The sequence below is a fragment of the Undibacterium sp. WLX3042 genome (assembly GCF_049544825.1).
GTDB lineage: Bacteria > Pseudomonadota > Gammaproteobacteria > Burkholderiales > Burkholderiaceae_D > Undibacterium.
Window position 1 is genome coordinate 1,191,487 of sequence record NZ_CP186698.1, and the last position, 20,021, is coordinate 1,211,507.

The following is a 20,021-nucleotide window of genomic DNA, read 5'->3' on the forward strand; positions in this document are numbered from 1 at the left end:
TAAATATTAGGAGTTAGTATGCAACTCAACCCATCTGAAATCAGCGAGCTGATCAAGAGCCGGATTCAAGGCCTTGGTGAAACTGCTGAGATTCGTAATCAAGGTACGGTTATTTCCGTTACCGACGGTATCTGCCGCATCCACGGTCTGTCTGACGCGATGCAAGGTGAGATGCTGGAATTCCCAGGCAATACATTTGGTCTGGCATTGAATCTGGAACGTGATTCTGTTGGTGCCGTTATTCTCGGTGACTACGAGCATATTTCCGAAGGCGATACAGTCAAATGTACTGGTCGTATTCTGGAAGTACCTATCGGTCCTGAACTGCGTGGTCGTGTTGTTAACGCGTTGGGTCAGCCTATCGACGGTAAAGGTCCTGTCAATGCGAAATTGTCTGCACCTATCGAAAAGATCGCTCCAGGCGTTATTGCGCGTCAGTCTGTTTCTGAACCTATGCAAACAGGTATCAAGTCAATTGACGCGATGGTTCCTGTTGGTCGCGGTCAGCGCGAATTGATCATTGGCGATCGTCAGACTGGTAAAACAGCTGTTGCGATTGATGCTGTGATCAATCAAAAAGGTCAGAACGTTACCTGTATCTATGTCGCGATCGGTCAAAAAGCTTCTTCCGTTAAAAACGTTGTGCGTGCTCTCGAAGCGCACGGTGCGATGGAGTACACCATTGTCGTTGCGGCGACTGCGGCGGAATCTGCAGCGATGCAATACGTCTCCGCTTACTCCGGTTGCGCCATGGGCGAATACTTCCGTGACCGCGGTGAAGATGCATTGATCATCTATGATGACTTGTCTAAACAAGCCGTTGCTTACCGTCAGGTTTCCCTGTTGCTGCGCCGCCCACCAGGCCGTGAAGCTTATCCAGGTGACGTGTTCTATCTGCATTCTCGTTTGCTGGAACGTGCAGCACGTGTTAACCCAGACTACGTTGAAGCATTCACTAAAGGTGAAGTCAAAGGCAAAACAGGTTCATTGACAGCATTGCCTATCATTGAAACTCAGGCTGGTGACGTTTCTGCTTTCGTCCCGACTAACGTCATTTCGATTACTGACGGTCAGATCTTCCTGGAAACATCCCTGTTCAACTCTGGTATTCGTCCAGCGATTAACGCGGGTATTTCTGTGTCTCGTGTTGGTGGTGCTGCTCAGACTAAAGTTATTAAAAACCTGTCCGGTGGTATTCGTACCGATTTGGCGCAGTATCGTGAATTGGCAGCATTTGCTCAGTTCGCATCTGACCTCGATGAGTCCACACGTAAGCAGTTGGATCGCGGTGCGCGTGTTACAGAATTGCTCAAGCAAGCACAGTATGCTCCATTGCCGATTTCTCTGATGGCGGCTTCCCTGTTCGCAGTAAACAAGGGCTACCTGGATGATGTCGAAGTGAAGAAAGTATTGTCTTTCGAAGCTGGTCTGCATAACTATCTGAAGACTAGCCACGCAGCATTGCTCGCTAAGATTGAAGAAACCAAGCAACTCGATAAAGATGGTGAAGCCACTTTGTCAGCAGCTGTTGCTGATTTCAAAAAATCTGGCGCGTACTGATCTTAACTGGAGCTAAACATGGCCTCAGGCAAAGAGATACGTGGCAAGATCAAAAGTGTAGAAAACACGAAAAAGATCACCAAGGCGATGGAAATGGTCGCCGCATCCAAAATGCGTAAAGCGCAGGACCGGATGCGTGCAGCCCGCCCTTACAGTGAAAAAATTCGTAATATCACTGCGAACTTGTCACAAGCGAATCCTGAGTACACGCATCCTTTCATGGTTCAGCAAGATCAGTCCAAGAAGGTTGGACTGATCGTTGTGACAACTGACAAGGGTTTATGCGGTGGCCTGAATACGAACGTATTGCGTTTGGTCACCAACAAACTGCGTGAACTAGAAGCTAAGGGTTCAAAGATAGAAGCGGTCGCAATTGGTAATAAAGGTCTTGGTTTCCTGAATCGTATTGGGGCACCAGTCGTATCGCATGCGGTACAACTGGGTGATACTCCTCATCTCGACAAACTGATCGGTCCGGTAAAAGTATTACTGGATGCTTATCAGGAAGGCAAACTGGACGCGGTTTATCTGAGTTATACCAAGTTCATTAACACCATGAAGCAAGAGCCGGTCATTGAGCAATTATTGCCGCTGACATCGGACAAACTGGCGACAGATAAAAATGCTCATTCCTGGGATTATCTGTACGAGCCAGATGCGGCGACGGTCATTGATGAATTGCTGATACGCTATGTTGAAGCGCTGATTTTCCAGGCAGTCGCAGAAAACATGGCATCTGAACAGTCGGCCCGTATGGTGGCGATGAAGTCGGCAAGTGATAACGCAGGTAACGTAATTGGCGAACTGAAACTGGTTTACAACAAAACCCGTCAAGCCGCTATTACCAAAGAGCTCTCCGAGATCGTCGCCGGCGCGGCAGCGGTCTAAACTGAATACTAATTATTGAAGGAACGAACATGGCTAATGGCAAAATCGTTCAGTGTATCGGCGCTGTGGTGGACGTTGAGTTTCCACGCGACGCGATGCCTAAAGTTTACGATGCCTTGAAAATGGAAGGCTCCGACCTGACTCTGGAAGTTCAGCAGCAATTGGGTGACGGCATAGTCCGTACGATTGCGCTGGGTACTTCTGACGGTCTGCGTCGCGGCATGATGATTTCCAACACCGGCAACCCTATCATGGTCCCAACTGGCAAAGCAACGCTGGGTCGTATCATGGACGTACTGGGTAACCCTATCGATGAATGCGGTCCTGTCAGCCACGCGCAGACAGCATCGATTCACCGTAAAGCACCTGCTTACGACGAACTGTCTCCATCGCAAGAATTGCTGGAAACCGGTATTAAAGTTATTGATCTGGTTTGCCCATTCGCTAAAGGTGGTAAGGTCGGTCTGTTTGGTGGTGCGGGTGTGGGTAAAACCGTGAACATGATGGAACTGATCAACAACATCGCTAAAGCACACAGCGGTTTGTCCGTGTTTGCCGGTGTTGGTGAACGTACTCGTGAAGGTAATGACTTCTATCACGAAATGGCTGACGCAAAAGTGGTTGATCTGGAAAACCCAGAAAACTCCAAAGTTGCGATGGTATACGGTCAGATGAATGAACCACCAGGTAACCGTCTGCGCGTTGCTCTGACAGGCCTGACGATTGCTGAAGGTTTCCGTGACGAAGGCAAAGACGTTTTGTTCTTCGTGGATAACATCTATCGTTATACACTGGCCGGTACCGAAGTTTCCGCGCTGTTGGGTCGTATGCCTTCTGCTGTGGGTTATCAACCGACACTGGCTGAAGAAATGGGCCGTCTGCAAGAGCGTATTACATCGACTAAAACTGGTTCGATCACATCGATCCAAGCTGTTTATGTTCCAGCCGATGACTTGACCGATCCATCTCCTGCGACAACGTTTGCTCACTTGGATTCCACCGTTGTTCTGTCCCGTGACATCGCTTCTCTGGGTATTTACCCTGCGGTTGATCCACTGGATTCCACATCCCGTCAGCTGGACCCACAAGTGGTTGGTGCAGAACACTATGAAACAGCACGCGCTGTTCAGGGTACGCTGCAACGCTACAAAGAATTGCGTGACATTATCGCGATTCTGGGTATGGATGAATTGGCACCTGAAGACAAACTGATCGTTGCCCGTGCACGTAAAATGCAACGTTTCCTGTCTCAGCCTTTCCACGTTGCTGAAGTATTTACCGGTGCTCCAGGTAAATATGTTTCACTGAAAGATACGATCAAGGGCTTCAAAATGATCGCTTCCGGTGAACTCGATCACCTGCCAGAACAAGCGTTCTATATGGTTGGTACTATCGACGAAGCAATCGAAAAAGCGAAAAAACTGGCTGCTGCTTAATTGTCAGCATCGTGGTGCGACAGAGTTGAATCAACTGAGTCGCACCCCAGCTTTTAGCGAATAAAAAGGGTCGAACATGGCACACACTATTCACGTTGACGTTGTTTCTGCGGAAGAGTTGATCTTTTCCGGTGAAGCCGAATTCGTCGCGTTGCCGGGTGAGGCTGGTGAATTGGGTATTTACCCAAAACATACGCCACTGATTACCCGTATCAAACCGGGCGCAGTGCGCATCAAGGTTCCGGGCAAGACTGAAGACGAATTTGTATTCGTTGCCGGTGGCCTGCTTGAAGTGCAACCAGATACAGTGACTGTTCTGGCAGATACTGCGATTCGCGGTCATGATCTGGACGAAGCCAAAGCCGTTGAAGCCAAAAAACTGGCGGAAGAAGCATTGGTTAATCGTGATTCCAAAATTGACTATGCGCAAGCACAGGCAGAGTTGGCATCAGCGATCGCACAGTTGGCAGCGATACAGAAATTGCGTCAAAAGCGTTAACTCGTTTGCGTTCTTAACTATCGCGACGAAGGCAATACAACAAAAAGGCAGCTTTGGCTGCCTTTTTGTTTTACTGGAGTATGAATGAATTTAGTTACGATCAACGACCCGGACGCTATTTCCGCATTACTTAACTCAAGCAAAAATATTGCTGTTGTCGGCCTCTCCCCCAAGCAACACCGGGCGAGTTATATGGTCGCTGCTTATATGCAAGCGCATGGCTACCGGATTATTCCGGTTAACCCCGTCTATGCTGGCGACATGATACTCGGTGAGCTTTGCTACCCGGACCTGATCGAGGCGGCGGTTGTTAATTCTATCGATATTGTTGACTGCTTCAGAAATGCTGACGATATTCCACCGATTGCCGAACAAGCGAAGACTATATCTGCGCCATGTCTGTGGATGCAATCGGGTATAGTCAATGCCAATATCGCTGCTGAGTTACAGGCAGCAGGTATGTTTGTGGTGATGGACCGATGTTTGAAAATTGAACATCAGATCCGTCACAGCCACCATGCAGATAAATTAAATGGGTAAATTATGATGATTGCGGATCAGTTCAGGGTGAAATCAGGCTTAGTCCTAAAAGAAACAGATGCGAACCGTAAGCTTCTTGGCGCGGCAGCTACCGCTCAAATTGATGCAAAATCGATAGACAAACTTCAGACATTTAATCTTGCCGAGAAGATTGCAGATTTGCAAAATGTTTTCGTGGCTTCAAAAAATCCCAAATTACTGATCATCTTGCAAGGCATGGATACGTCCGGGAAAGACGGTACAGTCAAGGGCGTGTTCGGACAGATTAATCCGCTGGGTGCGAGGACTGTAGCATTTAAGGCACCGAGTCAGGCAGAGAAAGACCGCGACTATTTATGGCGCATACACCGTGAGGTGCCTGCGAAAGGCGAAATTGTCATTTTTAATCGCAGCCATTACGAGGACGTTCTGATCAGCAAAGTGCACGGCTGGATTGATGAAGCGGAATGTATCAGGCGTTATGCCCACATCCGTGAATTCGAGCGTATGTTGACCGAAACAGGAACCACCATTCTGAAGTTTTTCTTACACATATCTAAAGCGGAGCAAAAAAGGCGACTGGAAGAACGTTTAGCTGATCCGGAAAAACACTGGAAGTTTGATTTACAGGATCTCGCCGAGCGCCAATACTGGGACGCGTATCAACACGCTTATGAGGCAGCCCTCAGCGCTACGGACACCGATGCGGCGCCATGGTATGTCATTCCATCTGATTCCAAGACGCAGCGTAATCTGGCTATCGCCAGTATTGTTCTGGAAAAACTGGAAAGTATGAAGTTGAAATATCCTCCGCCGAATCCCGATTATGCAAAAATCAGGGTCGAGTAAGTCAGGCGGTACAGCAAGGTCATCGTCTGTAATTGAGAAAGGCGCTGTAAAAAGGCGTAAAGCATCCCTGTGAGGATAGGTAAGTTTTTTAAAATCTCATTGACAATTCGACTTATGCACAAGCTATTACAAATATGTTTTTGAGGAAATTTTTCTTTATCGCAAGTGATATAAAATAAATCGATTAAAATCAATAAGTTACGATCATATTTTGTTAACTATATTTAACAGTCAAAGCTAAATGCGAAAATAGATAAAGCTATCCACAAAGTTATCCACAATTTATCTCACTGGTATTGCGTAACTATTGCGCCACTTGCGTAAGATCAGATGATGTTCGATGCAGCTTAGGCGATAATGTCAGCTATTCCGAGGTTTCGCAGTGTTTTCGGTAACTTCACAAAATTAAAACAGTGTTCTGAAAGTCAACATGTCCCACAATTTTTCTCCTCTCAAAAACGATACCTTCATCAGAGCTCTGCTGCGCCAGGAGACTGAATATACGCCATTGTGGCTGATGCGCCAGGCTGGACGCTATCTGCCCGAATACCGCGCTACTCGCAAAGGCGCAGGTTCGTTTATGAATCTTGCAAAGAATCCACAATTTGCGACGGAAGTTACTTTGCAGCCGATAGACCGCTTTGCGTTGGATGCGGCTATCCTGTTTTCAGATATTTTGACCGTCCCGGACGCGATGGGGCTGGGTCTTTATTTTGAAGAAGGTGAGGGGCCAAAATTTGAACGGCCGTTAAAAGACGAAAAAGACGTTCTGGCATTAAAAGTTCCTGAAGAAGGCAGCCTGCAATATGTGTTTGATGCCGTAACGCAGATCCGGACTGCGCTTGATGGCAGAGTACCGCTGATCGGTTTCTCTGGCAGTCCGTGGACCCTCGCTTGTTATATGGTAGAAGGACATGGGTCACGTGAATTCCATACGGTCAAGACCATGTTGTATAAACGTCCTGATCTGATGCACCACATTTTACGGGTCAATGCAGAAGCGGTCGCCAGCTATTTGAATGCGCAAATCGACGCGGGAGCGCAGGCAGTCATGATTTTCGATAGCTGGGGTGGTGCGTTGGCTGACGCAGCCTATCAGGAGTTCTCACTGAACTACATGCAGGACATCGTCAATAAATTGCAAAAAGAAAAAGACGGAAAACGTATTCCATCGATTGTTTTTACAAAAGGCGGTGGTTTGTGGCTGGAAAAAATTGCGGCTAGCGGTGCCGATGCTGTTGGCTTGGATTGGACCGTCAATCTCGGACAAGCGCGGGCCAAGGTCGGTGATAAAGTAGCGCTGCAGGGCAATCTTGACCCCGCGATTTTATTTGCAGAACCAGAGCAAATTCGTCAGCAGGTTATACAAACACTGGATAGTTACGGTACTCCTGCAGCGGGTCATGGGCATGTATTCAATCTTGGCCATGGAATTTCACAATTTACCTCACCGGATTCCGTGAGCGTCCTGGTCGAGACTGTGCACGACTACAGTCGTAGCCAGCGCCAAAAAGTAGCATAAGTAATGGTATCCAAGTGCTCAATGATTGAAGATGCACTTTGGGGATGCATGACAAAATAAATAGAAAAGCCGGCATTTAAAATTTCGTTTCTTGGATATCCCGGCTGTTGCTGATCAGGTCAGCATGTTGCTTTGCAAAACCTTGTATTCATGCCCTTTTCAAGCCTAAAATCAGTGGAAAACCAAGGCATACAAAGAGATTTATGGCATGAAACCTGGCTTGATTTATCTTACTTATGCACAAATTCAGGGCAATTGGAAAAAACTTTAAAAAATATTTTTAAGTAAGCTAATGATTTTCGTAACTCATTGATTTTAAATGATAAATTAATTTGCCTTCAGAATGAGCATTTTGTTGAAACCCGCGTAAACCTTAGCAAAAAGCGATGTCAATAGACCTTTACCCACAAAGTTATCCACAAAAATTGTGGATAACTGACAAAGTACTCATAAAATCAATGCTTAACGTCATTTTTTACGAAAAAAACTAGACACGTGACAGCTCTTTTCCTGCGTGTCGCGTTAGATACACCGCTTGACACTTTCTTTGATTACCGCTGGGATTCCCCGTCGGAAGAGACGAATGTATCCAGTACTCCACGCGTAGGGCAATTGGTACTGGTACCGTTTGGTCGCCAGGAAATGACAGGTATCATCGTTGATATCGTAAAAACAACAATGGTGCCAGCAGATAAGTTACGTGATGTGATCGCGGTGCGTAGTGCACTTCCAGCATTGAATGCGGAATGGCTGGCGTTGATAAAGTTTGCGGCGGAGTATTATCAGCGACCCTTGGGGGAAGTGGCTTTACCTGCCTTACCTAAGAATTTAAAAGCATCGAAAACCGTCTCTCTGGACCGCGCACTGAAGAAATTAGCCAAGTTAACGGTTTCTGAAAATACTGTCGCACAAGCGGAACCGGTGCTCAATACAGAGCAACAGGCGGCAGTCGATACGATAACGCACACCCGCGAATTTAGTCCCTATCTGTTGTTCGGCGTGACAGGTAGTGGAAAAACAGAAGTGTACTTGCAGTCAGCAGCCAGAATTCTGGCTGAGTCAGCGTCCGGACAAATATTAATTCTGGTGCCGGAAATTAATCTGACACCACAATTTGAGGCCAGGATACGTGACCGCTTTCCCTGCATACTGTTGGCGACTTTACACAGCGGCATGGCTGAGGGCGAACGCTTGCTGCACTGGCTGGCGGCACATCAGGGCAGGGCGCGGATTGTATTAGGCACGCGTCTGGCAATGCTGGCATCGATGCCGGATTTAAGACTGATCATCGTTGATGAAGAGCACGACCCATCGTATAAGCAGCAGGAAGGTTTGCGCTATTCCGCGCGTGATCTGGCAATATGGCGCGCGCATCAGTTGCGAATTCCTGTTGTGCTGGGATCGGCAACGCCATCGCTTGAAAGTTGGCACGGAGCGCAAAGTGGGCGTTATCGCTTGCTGGAATTACATGAGCGTGCGGTCAAAGACGCTGTGTTGCCAGTTGTCAAAATCATCAATCTGGAACGAGAAAAACCGAGTGAAGGTTTAACGCCAAGATTGATCACCTCTATTCGTCAGCGTTTGGAGAAGGGTGAGCAGTCACTACTTTTTCTCAACCGGCGTGGCTACGCACCTGTGCTGGCCTGTGATGCTTGTGGCTGGATCAGTAACTGCACGCGGTGTACCGCTCATCTTGTGTTACATAAAGGCGATCATCGTCTGCGTTGCCACCACTGCGGGCTGGAGCAACGTATCCCCCGTTCTTGTCCGACATGCGGCAATATCGATTTACAGCCGCTGGGTCGCGGCACACAAAGGCTGGAAGAGACACTGGCAAACATTTTCCCGGAGGCGCGGTTATTTCGCATCGATGCTGATTCGACCCGCCTGAAAGGCAGCGCGGCAGCCGCCTTTGAGCGGGTACATGACGGCGAGGTCGATATTTTGATCGGCACCCAGATGGTTGCCAAAGGACATGACTTCAAACGCCTGACCCTGGTTGCGGCGTTGAACCCGGATGCCGCTTTGTTTTCTCAGGATTATCGCGCCAGCGAGCGCTTGTTTGCCCAACTGATGCAGGTATCGGGGCGTGCCGGCAGAACGGCGCAGAAAGAGGGAGGCAGCATCTCTGAGGTGCTGATCCAGACGCGTTATCCTGATCATCCTTTGTATCACGCGTTGATGGCACATAACTATCAGAGCTTCGCGACCGATTTATTGCAGGAACGCCAACAGGCACAATTGCCGCCGTTTATGTATCAGGCTTTATTGCGTGCGGAGGCGCGCGAGTTAGCGACGGCGATAGAATTTTTGCAGCAGGCTGCAAGCTGCACTCAACATATCGGCATCACGATCAATGATCCGATTCCCATGACCATGACCAGAGTAGCCAATGTCGACCGGGCGCAATTATTGGTTGAATCGGTTTCGCGCCCGGCATTGCAGGCGTTTGTCAAAGAATGGATAGTGACTTTGCGGGTAATGAAAAGCCGGGTGAAGTGGTCGGTAGAAATTGACCCTGTGGATATCTGAAGCGCACTTTCCACGATGATGATGCGTTGAAAATCTATCGCCAGTTTTTTATCAGATAGCTGCTGAGCAGGCGTTCATGTTCAGCCGCCATAAAGAAAAAGCCCCCGTTATTGCTAACGGGGGTTTTTATTTGAAATACGCATTAACTCAATGCATCAGAAGCCAAAGCGTAAATCCAGTCGGAAGCTGTTATTACGATAAGCATTCGCACCCATCGAACCCAGCCACGCGAAGTTTGCCTGGAAACCCCGGCGGTTTTTGAAATTCAGTCCTAAACCTAAAGACTGAACATCTTCCGGAATACCTGTCACGATCGCGTTATACGTTGGACCGTTCACGCCCATGTCAGTGTAGTACACGGCTTGATTTACATCGCCGCTGGTACGGTGTGACAACTGCAGCTTAAGCGAAGGTGTTACCTGACCGCCGGCAAAGAAGTAGTCTTTAAAGATATCCAGACCACCAGTGACGGTAGAGTTGGTAAAGCTGCTATCTTTAAACGTTAACGCCATCGGACTGCCTTGTTCTGAGTAGCTGTCGAGTTTGACATTGATCACATCAACACGGCCAAACGGATGAACACGGAACTGTTGCAGAATCATTTCACGTGTCAGGCTCAGCGAACCGTAAATGATCTTACCTTTGCGGTCACCAGACAACAGGACATTATTGCTGCTGTCCCAGCGGCGGTTGTCATAGGTCACATGACCGCCACCAAGTACACCATCAATAAACCAACGTTTTTCTGGTTTGTAAGTTGCATACAGCGAGCCAGACCATTGCTTTGCTTTACTTTCGCTACCGAGATTATCAAAAGTAGCGTTGTCTTTAGCGTAGCCGATGGAGCCGCCGGCAATCAACTTGGAATTGACCATCACGTCCATACCCAGCGTCAGACCTGCACTGGAGAATTTAGTACGAGAGCCATCCTGCGCATCCAGAGAGCCGACGTCGATATTGCCCGCAGTCCAGAAACCTGCCGGCATGCCGGCAATCCGTGGAACATCATCGCTGATGACCGGTTCCTGATCTGCTTCCTCGTCTTTCGCTATGCGTTTTTCTTTCTGATGGCTTGTACCGTCCTGAGCAAACGGCGCTCTTGCACGGCGTTGATTTTCAGCAGTTTTCACTGTTCCGAATTCTCCTGCAAGAACATCTTTCTCCTGGGTACCACTGAAATTATCCAGAATTTTTCCACCAACCAGACGCAACGTATCCAGATACGGCACATTCAGACCTGCCCCGAAACGGTTACGGATATTAAAGTCACTATGCAGAATCTGCACATGGTTGTAGATGTTGGTCATCTGCGCCACGGTAAAGCGTTGAGTTGTCGTTGCTTGCGAAACGATATTTTGTTTCACCACCGGATTGCTTACCGGATCTGGTCGGGCATTGACGTTCACAACAATGGCACCGCTGGTGGAACTGGCCAGATTGGCATCACCAGAATACACCACGGTCAGATTGTGGCTGCCGACAGCAAGTGTACTGGTTGACAGATTCGCGATACCGCCGCTGAGACTTACTTTGGCAATCAGCGTTGATCCATCCATAAAGCTGGCAGTTCCTGTTGCCGTACCTGGATTAACCGTCGCGGTCAGATTAACGCTTTGTCCTAACATCGGATTCAGCGAAGAACTAGCCAGAGTGACAGTAGATGTCGCCATACTCAGGATCTGGATACTGACTGTTGCCGTTGCTGCGTTGTAGTTAGCATCCGCCGCCTTCGTCGCAGTAATGACACAGGTTTCTGCAACCGCACCGGCAGTCACCACGTTACCAGCAACAGAACAACTACCCGTAGTGACAGCAGTAGTGACGGCGCCGGTACCAGAGCCCCCGGTTGTAGTCAGTGTTGCTGTACCTGTAACTTTAAAGATACTTGATTTATCGCTGACGACACTAAGTGTTGCCTGTGCATTTTTTCCAACCGTCAGTACATAAGTTTGTGTTGCCTGAGCATTCACACCGGCCACAGCAGCCTGTGTTGCCGTGATCGTACTTGTCCCGGCACTGACAGGAGTGATTGTGCCGTTGGCGCTCACTGTTGCCACAGCCGTATTTGAACTACTGTAGCTGATCGTCCCGTAACTACCGCCTGTCAGGGTCGATGTTGCAGGATTGGTCAGCGTACCGCCCATCACGACTGTTGCTGCATTCGGCGTACTGAAACTCAGGATACCAACTGGCAGAGGAGCAACCGTCAGCGTATAGGTTTGTGTTGCCTGGTCATTTACACCAGGCACAGCAGCTTGCGTTGCCGTAATCGTGCTTGTGCCGGGGCTGACAGGAGTGACGACACCGGTTGCACTCACCGTTGCCACTGCGGTGTTGGAACTGCTGTAACTGATAGCACCGAAGCCGCCACCACTCAGGTTTGAAGTTGCCACGTTTGTGAAACTTGAACCCATTGTCACCAGAGCTGAGCCGGGTTTGGCAAACGTCAGCACGCCAACCGGCAGAGGATTAATGGTAAATGATTGAACAACCGTTGTCGCCGCTGCGAAGTTTGTATTACCCGCCTGATTAGCATTGATGGTACAAACACCCGCAGAGATAGAGGAAACGACACCGCCCGGGGTAACAGAGCAAACACCGGGAGTTGACGAAGTGAATGTCACCGCTAAGCCGGAAGAAGCGGTAGCTGTCAGTGTCAATGCGTTACCGAGAGTCTGTGTTCCCGGATTACCAAACGTGATCGTCTGCGGTGCTTTTGGTGTGACCGCGGTCGATGCTGTCGATGCCGCGCCGGTACCTGCCAGATTGGTTGCCGTCACTGTGAAAGTGTATGGCGTTCCGTTAGTCAGGCCAGTCACGATCAGTGGGCTGGCTACACCGCTGGCAGTCGCCCCACCGGGACTCGCAGTCACTGTGTAACCTGTGATCGCGCTACCTCCGGTGAAGACTGGTGCAGTAAAGGCGACAGACGCCTGAGCCGCACCGGCTGTGCCCACGACACTGGTAGGCGCACCAGGCACAACAGGATTTACGGTAAATGTTCTGCTGACCGTCGTTGCTGCGCCATAAGTGCCGTCTCCTGCCTGATCAGCATTAATCGTACAAGTGCCAGTTGTCACAAACGTCAACGCACCACCGGAAGTGATCGTACAAACACCGGTTGTGGAGGAGGTGAATGTCGGAATCAGACCGGAAGAAGCAGTCGCAGACAAGGTTGGTGTCGTACCGAAGTTTTGCGCACCGGGATTGGCAAAGGTAATGGTCTGAGTTCCCTTCGGTGTCACTGCCGCAGAAGCGGAGGAGGCAGGGCCAGTACCAGCCAGATTGGTTGCCGTCACAGTGAAAGTGTATGGCGTTCCGTTAGTTAGGCCAGTCACGGTCACTGGGCTGGCCACACCGCTGGCAGTCGCCCCGCCGGGATTCGCAGTCACTGTGTAACCTGTGATCGCGCTACCTCCGGTGAAGACCGGCGCGGTAAAGGCGACTGAAACTTGTCCACCTCCGGCTGTACCAACGGCACCGGTTGGAGCACCAGGAACAACGGCATTCACAGTGAATGTTCTGCCGACGGTAGTTGCTGCCAGATAAGTGCCGTTACCTGCCTGATCGGCATTAATCGTACAAGTGCCTGCCGTGACAAACGTCAATGCGCCACCGGAAGTGATCGTACAGACACCGGTTGTAATTGAGCTGAACGTGGGTGTCAGTCCGGAACTGGCGGTTGCTGTCAGGGTTGGGCTAGTACCGAAGTTCTGTGCACCGGGATTGGCAAAGGTAATGGTTTGATTTGCCTTCGGTGTGACTGCAGCGGATGCGGTGGAGGCAGCACCAGAGCCAGCCGAGTTTCTCGCAGTGACGGTAAATGTATAAGCCTGCCCGTTTGTCAGACCAGTGACGGTCAGTGGGCTGGCCGCGCCGGTCGCAGTAAAGCCGCCTGGGCTGGATGTGACCGTATAGTCAATGATGGCACTGCCGCCAGTGGAAGCTGGCGCGGTAAAGGATACAGAGGCTTGCCCGGCGCCAGCGGTAGCAGTCGCACCCGTTGGTGCACCAGGTGCGACGGCGTTGACAGCAAATGTCTGGCTGACCGTCGTTGCCGCCGTATAGGTGCCGTTACCTGCCTGATCGGCATTAATCGTACAAGAGCCGGCCGTTACAAACGTGAGCGCGCCACCGGAAGTGATCGTACAGACACCGGTTGTGGAAGAGGTGAATGTCGGAGTCAGACCGGAAGAAGCAGTCGCAGACAAGGTTGGTGTCGTACCGAAGTTTTGCGCACCGGGATTGGTAAAGGTAATGGTCTGGGTTGCCTTCGGTGTGACTGCAGCGGATGCGGTAGATGCCGAACCAGAGCCAGCCGAGTTTCTCGCAGTGACGGTAAATGTATAAGCCTGCCCATTGATCAGACCAGTGACGGTCAGTGGGCTGGCCGCGCCGGTCGCAGTAAAGCCGCCGGGGCTGGATGTGACCGTATAGTCAATGATAGCACTGCCGCCAGTGGAAGCTGGCGCGGTAAAGGATACAGAGGCTTGCCCGGCGCCAGCGGCAGCAGTCGCACCCGTTGGTGCACCAGGTGCGACGGCGTTGACAGCAAAGGTCTGAGCAACTGTTGTAGCGGCTGAATAGCTCGTGCTACCTGCCTGATCGGCGTTAATCGTACAAGAGCCTGCTGTGACAAAGGTGAGTGCACCTCCGGTTGTTACTGTACAAACACCCGTAGTTGCCGACGTGAACGCTACCGTTAAACCGGAAGACGCCGTTGCCGTCAAGGTTGGTGTGGTACCGAAGTTTTGCGCACCGGGATTGGTAAACGTGATCGTTTGCGGCGCCTTAGGCGTGACCGCAGCAGAAGCACTGGAGGCGGGGCTTGAGCCATTGGCATTTCTTGCTGTGACCGTAAAAGTATAAGCGGTGCCGTTTGTCAGACCAGTGACGATCAGCGGGCTGGCTGCGCCGGTCGCAGTCTTGCTGCCGGGGTTGGATGTGACGGTATAGTCAAGAATGGCACTACCTCCATCGGACGCGGGGGCAGTAAAGGCAACCGACGCCTGCGTATTTCCTGCCGTTGCCGTACCAATTGTTGGTGCGCCGGGAGTTGCTGCCGGAATGGTGACCGTTACAGTTTGCAGGGTGCCACTGCCATCATAAAACTGGAACGTATCGGTGGTATTCGATAAGCCTGCTGGAATGGAATAATAAAAAGCGTTGAAATCGTATGCTCCACCACCGTTTGTCGAATGCACAAGAACATTCGACGAACCACCACTTTTGGTACTGGGTGCCATCAGGGCACCGGCACCCGTCGTTACACCGGTATTATTAAAATTGGCCTGAGTAAGCGCATCGTATATGCCATATAGATCGGCACTACCGCAATTAGTGTTATCGCTGGCAGAAAATAAGTACTTGTACCTTGCTGGCTGTCCGGCGTATTGACTGTTTGCAGCTTCAAAAGTGACCTGTCCCCCAGCCGCTGCAGTAAAAGTAATATTACAGGCAGCAAATACCTGGCCGTACATCATCAGTAAAAAAAGCACCATGCAGAGTTTGCCAAAGGTACTTCTCCAATGCTGTTGTATGGCGATAAAAATCAGGTTTAACCAGGTATGACAAGATCTCCTGTCTTCCTGGCTAACATGATAATGGCTGGGCGATATCATCATTTTTTCCTCGGGATGTTCCGTGTTAATTGAATGGTAATAGGTGATAATGATTAGGACTGAATTGCTCTGAAGCAGAGATTCGGAAAGCCCAAAAATTGCTAAAAGTCAAATTTTTTTCTTGACAAAAAGTGAATTATTAGGCTGATAGTCGGAAACCATAGTATTTTAACTATATTGCATAAAAAAAAGGCAAATTAAAACTGAATTGCCTGTAAGTGTCTTCTTTTCGCCTCCTTAGTCTGAATAGATGATTGACGAAAAGTCTTTATCATTGAATCATTTAAAATTGCAAAATTGCAAAATTGCAAAATTGCAAAATTGCAAAATTGCAAAAGTGAAAATTTGTAAACACTATTCAGCGTCAGCACACTCTTTAAGGAGAACACTGTGGACCCGTTTTTAGGTGAAATTAAGATTTGCGCGTTTCCGTTTGCGCCGAAAGGCTGGGCATTCTGCAATGGTGCCTTAATGAGCATACAACAAAACAATGCCCTGTTTGCTTTGTTGGGAGTGCAGTACGGTGGCGATGGAAAGACGACATTTGCTTTGCCGGATTTACGCGGGCGCGTCGCGATGCACAGGGATGGCAGCACCTATGTACAAGGTCGTACCGGTGGTCAGGAAACGGTTGCCCTGCAGGCCGCACATTTACCTTTGCATAACCATGGCGTTGTGGTCGCCAGTTCGCCGGCAACTTCTCCGCGTGTCGGCGGCACAGCGCAGAACATACTTGCCGCAACGGCGACCAACATCTATGGCGCCGCCACCAATCTGGTCCCAATGGAAGCTGGCATGACCTCGACAATAGGTGCTGGCGCTGCGCATGAAAACATGCAGCCATCACTGGTCATTAATTACATCATTGCCACTACTGGCATTTTCCCATCCAGAAATTAAGGAGAACAGAATGGCTGATCCTTTTGTTGGCGAAATTCGCTTGTTTGCTGGTTCCTATGCGCCACAGGGCTGGTTAGCCTGTGATGGAAGTCAGGTGTTGATTTCAGAAAACGAGATCCTGTTTACATTATTGGGCACCACCTACGGCGGCGATGGTGTCCGCACATTTGCTCTGCCTGATCTGCGTAACCGTTTACCGGTCGGACAGGGAAGTGGACCCGGTCTGACGCCACGCGTTATGGGGCAGACATTCGGGGTGGCAAATGTGTCACTGACACAAGCGCAACTCCCTGCGCATAGCCATACGATACAAGGCAGTGCGGATGTTGCCAGTACCGGTACTCCCGGCGCGGCATCTGTGCTGGCAACGCTGGCCAGCGGTACTTTATATGATTCCGGCGTGCCAAATCCCACGCTGGAACGCAAGCTCAGTCCGCAATCAATCCCTGTTGTTGGCGGCCAGGCAGCGCACAGTAATCTGATGCCCACCACGGCACTGAATTACATCATCGCAACAATCGGCGTTTACCCGCAGCAAGCTTAAGGAGAACATGATGGCAGATCCATTTATCGGAGAAATCCGCGCGTTTGGTTTCAATTATGCCCCTTATCAATGGGCATTTTGTGATGGCGCGCTGGTACCTATCCAGCAAAATACCCCCCTGTTCTCGATTCTCGGTGTCAATTATGGCGGGAATGGCACAACAACTTTTGGCTTGCCGAATCTGATGGGGCAGGCCGTGATTGGCGCGCAAAATAATCAGGTCGGTGTGCAACAAGGCGACAGCGCGGTGAGTCTGACTATGGGGGAAATGCCTGCGCATACGCATGATCTGGTTGTCAATGCAAGTCAATCCGTATCGGCGGGGCCCGGTGGTCACCTGGTGTCTAAACTGACAAGCGGCAATCTGTATGCCGCCACGACTGATGCACCTGCACCGACGCTGACAACGCTGTCACCACAGGGGATCAGTGTTGTCGGTCAGGGCGCTGCGCACGAAAATCGTCAGCCTTTCAGTGTGTTGAATTTCTGTATTTCTTTGTACGGCGTGTTTCCGTCGCGTCCTTAAATTCCGGCCAGAGCTTGCTCTGGCATTTTTGTTTGTACGTTTGACTATATATGACTTTTACCGCTGCACAATTTTTACCGCATGTCGGTTCCAAATTCACTATTCCATTCGGTGACGGCCTGAGCCTGACGCTGACACTCGATGAGGTCAAAGAAAGCGCGACCACATCTTCCCCATACCACTTTTTTTCGCTGAATTTTTCCAGTGATGCCAGCACGGCTCTGCCGCAGGGAATCTACGCCTTGCAGCATGCCAGCTTGCCGACGCAGGAAATTTTTCTGGTGCCGTTTTCGAAAACAGAGCGTGGCGTTTCTTATTCCGCGACGTTCAGTATCGAAAAATAAGCAATGCTGTCTGCGATGAATTTTCAGCATCCCCAACTTGCCTTGCGCGCTGTCAGCGACGCCGATTTGCCGTTTTTGCAGGCATTGTATGCGTCGGTTCGTGACGAAGAACTGCGTCCGACAGGGTGGCCTGAGGCTCAGAAGTCCGCGTTTCTGACGATGCAGTTTCAGGCGCAACAACGTGCGTACGCTGCTTATACCGAGACGGACTATTTTATTGTGCAGCGTGGTCAGCAAGACATCGGTCGTCTTTATCTGCAACATCAGCCTGAGGCGATTTCTATCGTCGATATTTCGCTGATGGCCGACACGCGGGGGCAGGGCATAGGCACCGATCTGTTGCAGGCGGTATTTGCACAGGCGCGGGCTGCGCATAAAGCAGTGCAGATTCATGTGGAAAAATTTAATCCGGCGTTACGTCTGTATCAACGGCTAGGCTTTGTGGAGGTCGAAGATAAAGGCGTGTATCTGCTGATGCGGCGTCCAGCTGAAACGGACTGAGCACGACGATCTGCGCCTTGCATACGCGCAGCGTTTCGCTGTTGGCAGCGCGCAGAAAGCGTCACCACAGGTGTTTTTCAGGCATTTGGGGCTGTAAATATACTCCCGGGAGTATATTTACAGCCCCTTTGTTTATGCAGACATCTTAGCGAAAATGCCGGATACTCCCCCAAAAAAAGTAAATTACAGCAATTTTCCGGGCTGCATCGCGACAGTCTTGCAGCCTCATGATGATGTGACGATGACGGGGATCACATCACGCTTAAGCACACATAATTAGACGCTGTCGATCAGGCGCATTTTGAACTGGCGGCCTTTGATATTTGTACGGCTGAGTCTGTCGACTGTTCTGACGGCGACGTGGCGGTCGAGTGCAACGTAGGTCACAAACTCGGAGACATTGATTTTGCCGACCTGTTCTTTTTTCAGGCCGATATCAGCGGTCAGCGCACCGAGTAAATCACCGGGGCGCAGTTTGTCTTTTTTGCCGCCCATAATGCACACCGTCATCATCGGTGCCGCCAGAGTTTGTTCCGGCGCTGCGTCGAGTTCGTTGATATCGGCCCAGGTGACGGCTTCACCCTGATATTCCTCAATCAGCCTGACCCATTTTTTTTCATTCGGTGTTGCCAGGCTCAGTGCCAGCCCTTTTTCACCAGCGCGGCCAGTCCGACCGATACGATGGATATGCACTTCGGTATCTTTTGAGACATCAACGTTAATCACCGCGCCCAGCGTCTGAATATCAAGCCCGCGCGCCGCCACATCGGTTGCCACCAGCACCGAACAGCTTTGATTCGCAAAGCGGATCAGCACTTCATCGCGGTCGCGTTGTTCCAGATCGCCATGCAAGGCCAGCGCGCTGATGCCCTGCGCCTGCAATTCTTCGGTCAGCTCGCGGCAGTGAATTTTGGTATTACAAAACGCAATCGTTGATACCGGCTGATAGTGGTGCAGCAAACGCGCGACGGCTTCATTACGTTCTTCCGGTGATACCAGATAAAACTTTTGCTCGATGTGATTGGCCGCATGTTGTGATTCGACCTTGATTTCCACCGGATCGCGCAGCAATTGTTCGCTGGCTTTGCGGATATTGTCCGGGTAAGTCGCTGAGAATAACAAGGTCTGGCGACGCGGTGAACAGGCCGCAACGATGGTGTAGATATCATCGTAAAAGCCCATGTCCACCATGCGATCTGCCTCATCCAGCACCAGCGTCTGCACCGTATGCAGATTGATGGTGCCGCGGCTGACGTGATCAATTAAGCGCCCCGGCGTGCCGACGACGATATGCGCGCCGTGTTCGAGCGAGGCGATTTGCGGGCGCATCGCGGTGCCGCCGCATAAGGTCAGAATTTTCACATTCTCGATTGCGCGCGCCAGACGGCGTAATTCATTCGCCACCTGATCCGCCAGTTCACGCGTCGGGCATAACACCAAGCCTTGTACTGCGAAATATGTGGGATTCAGTTTTGCCAGTATGCCCAGCCCGAAAGCCGCAGTTTTGCCGCTGCCGGTTTTTGCCTGCGCGATCAGATCACGTTGCTGCAACACCACCGGCAGACTTTCTGCCTGAATTGCCGTCATGGTGGTGTAACCGAGGCTCTCCAGATTCGCGAGCATGGTGGCAGATAAAGGTAAGGAATTGAAAGCAGTAGCGTCAGACATGGATGACTTTTCTTGGAGCAGGTGAAAACAAGGATAAAAAATACGACGGGAAAAACGGGCAGGATGCCAGCGGCTGGCACAGGGGTCATGGCCTGGCTGCTGCGCTCCTTGT

General features: G+C 50.4%; 15 protein-coding genes. 13 read left to right on the forward strand and 2 right to left on the reverse strand.

The features are described from left to right. The first annotated feature begins 18 nt into the window (after nucleotides 1-18). The 8 genes from atpA to ACPAOP_RS05425 all read left to right on the forward strand — a co-directional run bounded on the left by atpA (nucleotide 19) and on the right by ACPAOP_RS05425 (nucleotide 9,805). Nucleotides 19-1,560, forward strand: a complete 1,542-nt coding sequence (gene atpA / locus ACPAOP_RS05390) for a F0F1 ATP synthase subunit alpha (protein ID WP_423679122.1) — start codon at nucleotides 19-21, stop codon at nucleotides 1,558-1,560. Nucleotides 1,561-1,578: 18 nt separating this feature from the next. Next, nucleotides 1,579-2,448, forward strand: a complete 870-nt coding sequence (atpG, locus tag ACPAOP_RS05395; RefSeq protein WP_186884086.1) for a F0F1 ATP synthase subunit gamma — start codon at nucleotides 1,579-1,581, stop codon at nucleotides 2,446-2,448. Between the two features lie 29 nt (nucleotides 2,449-2,477). Beyond that, entirely contained in the window at nucleotides 2,478-3,884 is a 1,407-nt protein-coding gene (gene atpD, locus ACPAOP_RS05400; RefSeq protein ID WP_423679123.1) for a F0F1 ATP synthase subunit beta, read from the forward strand. A 76-nt stretch (nucleotides 3,885-3,960) separates the two neighbouring features. After that, complete coding sequence (locus ACPAOP_RS05405) at nucleotides 3,961-4,383, forward strand: F0F1 ATP synthase subunit epsilon (protein ID WP_186884084.1); 423 nt, start codon at nucleotides 3,961-3,963, stop codon at nucleotides 4,381-4,383. A gap of 84 nt (nucleotides 4,384-4,467) precedes the next feature. Continuing rightward, entirely contained in the window at nucleotides 4,468-4,923 is a 456-nt protein-coding gene (locus ACPAOP_RS05410; protein WP_423709576.1) for a CoA-binding protein, read from the forward strand. A 3-nt stretch (nucleotides 4,924-4,926) separates the two neighbouring features. After that, nucleotides 4,927-5,751: a PPK2 family polyphosphate kinase gene (locus ACPAOP_RS05415; RefSeq protein WP_423679125.1), complete on the forward strand. Its 825-nt coding sequence runs from the start codon at nucleotides 4,927-4,929 to the stop codon at nucleotides 5,749-5,751. 430 nt (nucleotides 5,752-6,181) lie between these two features. Further along, nucleotides 6,182-7,273 (forward strand): uroporphyrinogen decarboxylase, encoded by a 1,092-nt coding sequence (gene hemE, locus ACPAOP_RS05420; RefSeq protein ID WP_423679126.1) that lies wholly within the window; start codon nucleotides 6,182-6,184, stop codon nucleotides 7,271-7,273. A 495-nt stretch (nucleotides 7,274-7,768) separates the two neighbouring features. Further along, a complete protein-coding gene (locus ACPAOP_RS05425) occupies nucleotides 7,769-9,805 on the forward strand; it encodes a primosomal protein N' (protein ID WP_423709577.1) in 2,037 nt (678 codons plus the stop codon). A gap of 155 nt (nucleotides 9,806-9,960) precedes the next feature. Here ACPAOP_RS05425 and ACPAOP_RS05430 read toward each other — a convergent pair whose 3' ends face one another. Then, nucleotides 9,961-15,306 (reverse strand): fibronectin type III domain-containing protein, encoded by a 5,346-nt coding sequence (locus tag ACPAOP_RS05430; RefSeq protein ID WP_423709578.1) that lies wholly within the window; start codon nucleotides 15,304-15,306, stop codon nucleotides 9,961-9,963. Nucleotides 15,307-15,816: 510 nt separating this feature from the next. On the opposite strand from ACPAOP_RS05430, the gene ACPAOP_RS05435 reads away from it, so the two are divergent. The 5 genes from ACPAOP_RS05435 to ACPAOP_RS05455 are packed head-to-tail and all read left to right on the forward strand — an operon-like array spanning nucleotide 15,817 to nucleotide 18,241. Next, the gene (locus ACPAOP_RS05435) at nucleotides 15,817-16,326 is read left to right on the forward strand and encodes a phage tail protein (RefSeq protein WP_423679129.1); all 510 of its coding nucleotides are present in this window, start codon (nucleotides 15,817-15,819) and stop codon (nucleotides 16,324-16,326) included. A 10-nt stretch (nucleotides 16,327-16,336) separates the two neighbouring features. Then, nucleotides 16,337-16,870, forward strand: coding sequence for a phage tail protein (locus ACPAOP_RS05440; RefSeq protein ID WP_423679130.1), 534 nt, complete (start codon nucleotides 16,337-16,339; stop codon nucleotides 16,868-16,870). 10 nt (nucleotides 16,871-16,880) lie between these two features. Then, nucleotides 16,881-17,396, forward strand: coding sequence for a phage tail protein (locus ACPAOP_RS05445; protein WP_423709579.1), 516 nt, complete (start codon nucleotides 16,881-16,883; stop codon nucleotides 17,394-17,396). A gap of 50 nt (nucleotides 17,397-17,446) precedes the next feature. Further along, nucleotides 17,447-17,740, forward strand: coding sequence for a DUF6916 family protein (locus ACPAOP_RS05450; protein ID WP_423679132.1), 294 nt, complete (start codon nucleotides 17,447-17,449; stop codon nucleotides 17,738-17,740). Nucleotides 17,741-17,755: 15 nt separating this feature from the next. After that, nucleotides 17,756-18,241 (forward strand): GNAT family N-acetyltransferase, encoded by a 486-nt coding sequence (locus tag ACPAOP_RS05455; RefSeq protein WP_423709580.1) that lies wholly within the window; start codon nucleotides 17,756-17,758, stop codon nucleotides 18,239-18,241. A gap of 276 nt (nucleotides 18,242-18,517) precedes the next feature. On the opposite strand, the gene dbpA is transcribed toward ACPAOP_RS05455, so the two are convergent. Beyond that, nucleotides 18,518-19,909 carry an ATP-dependent RNA helicase DbpA gene (gene dbpA, locus ACPAOP_RS05460; RefSeq protein WP_423709581.1) on the reverse strand — a complete coding sequence of 464 codons (1,392 nt, stop codon included), beginning with the start codon at nucleotides 19,907-19,909 and terminating at the stop codon, nucleotides 18,518-18,520. Between the last annotated feature and the right edge of the window lie 112 nt (nucleotides 19,910-20,021).

What these genes read in the sequence shown, in the direction of transcription:
- atpA (WP_423679122.1), top strand. Translation starts at nt 19, where the DNA reads ATGCAACTCAACCCATCTGAAATCAGCGAGCTGATCAAGAGCCGGATT.
- atpG (WP_186884086.1), top strand. Translation starts at nt 1,579, where the DNA reads ATGGCCTCAGGCAAAGAGATACGTGGCAAGATCAAAAGTGTAGAAAAC.
- atpD (WP_423679123.1), top strand. Translation starts at nt 2,478, where the DNA reads ATGGCTAATGGCAAAATCGTTCAGTGTATCGGCGCTGTGGTGGACGTT.
- ACPAOP_RS05405 (WP_186884084.1), top strand. Translation starts at nt 3,961, where the DNA reads ATGGCACACACTATTCACGTTGACGTTGTTTCTGCGGAAGAGTTGATC.
- ACPAOP_RS05410 (WP_423709576.1), top strand. Translation starts at nt 4,468, where the DNA reads ATGAATTTAGTTACGATCAACGACCCGGACGCTATTTCCGCATTACTT.
- ACPAOP_RS05415 (WP_423679125.1), top strand. Translation starts at nt 4,927, where the DNA reads ATGATGATTGCGGATCAGTTCAGGGTGAAATCAGGCTTAGTCCTAAAA.
- hemE (WP_423679126.1), top strand. Translation starts at nt 6,182, where the DNA reads ATGTCCCACAATTTTTCTCCTCTCAAAAACGATACCTTCATCAGAGCT.
- ACPAOP_RS05430 (WP_423709578.1), bottom strand. Translation starts at nt 15,306, where the DNA reads ATGGTGCTTTTTTTACTGATGATGTACGGCCAGGTATTTGCTGCCTGT.
- ACPAOP_RS05440 (WP_423679130.1), top strand. Translation starts at nt 16,337, where the DNA reads ATGGCTGATCCTTTTGTTGGCGAAATTCGCTTGTTTGCTGGTTCCTAT.
- ACPAOP_RS05445 (WP_423709579.1), top strand. Translation starts at nt 16,881, where the DNA reads ATGGCAGATCCATTTATCGGAGAAATCCGCGCGTTTGGTTTCAATTAT.
- ACPAOP_RS05450 (WP_423679132.1), top strand. Translation starts at nt 17,447, where the DNA reads ATGACTTTTACCGCTGCACAATTTTTACCGCATGTCGGTTCCAAATTC.
- ACPAOP_RS05455 (WP_423709580.1), top strand. Translation starts at nt 17,756, where the DNA reads ATGAATTTTCAGCATCCCCAACTTGCCTTGCGCGCTGTCAGCGACGCC.
- dbpA (WP_423709581.1), bottom strand. Translation starts at nt 19,909, where the DNA reads ATGTCTGACGCTACTGCTTTCAATTCCTTACCTTTATCTGCCACCATG.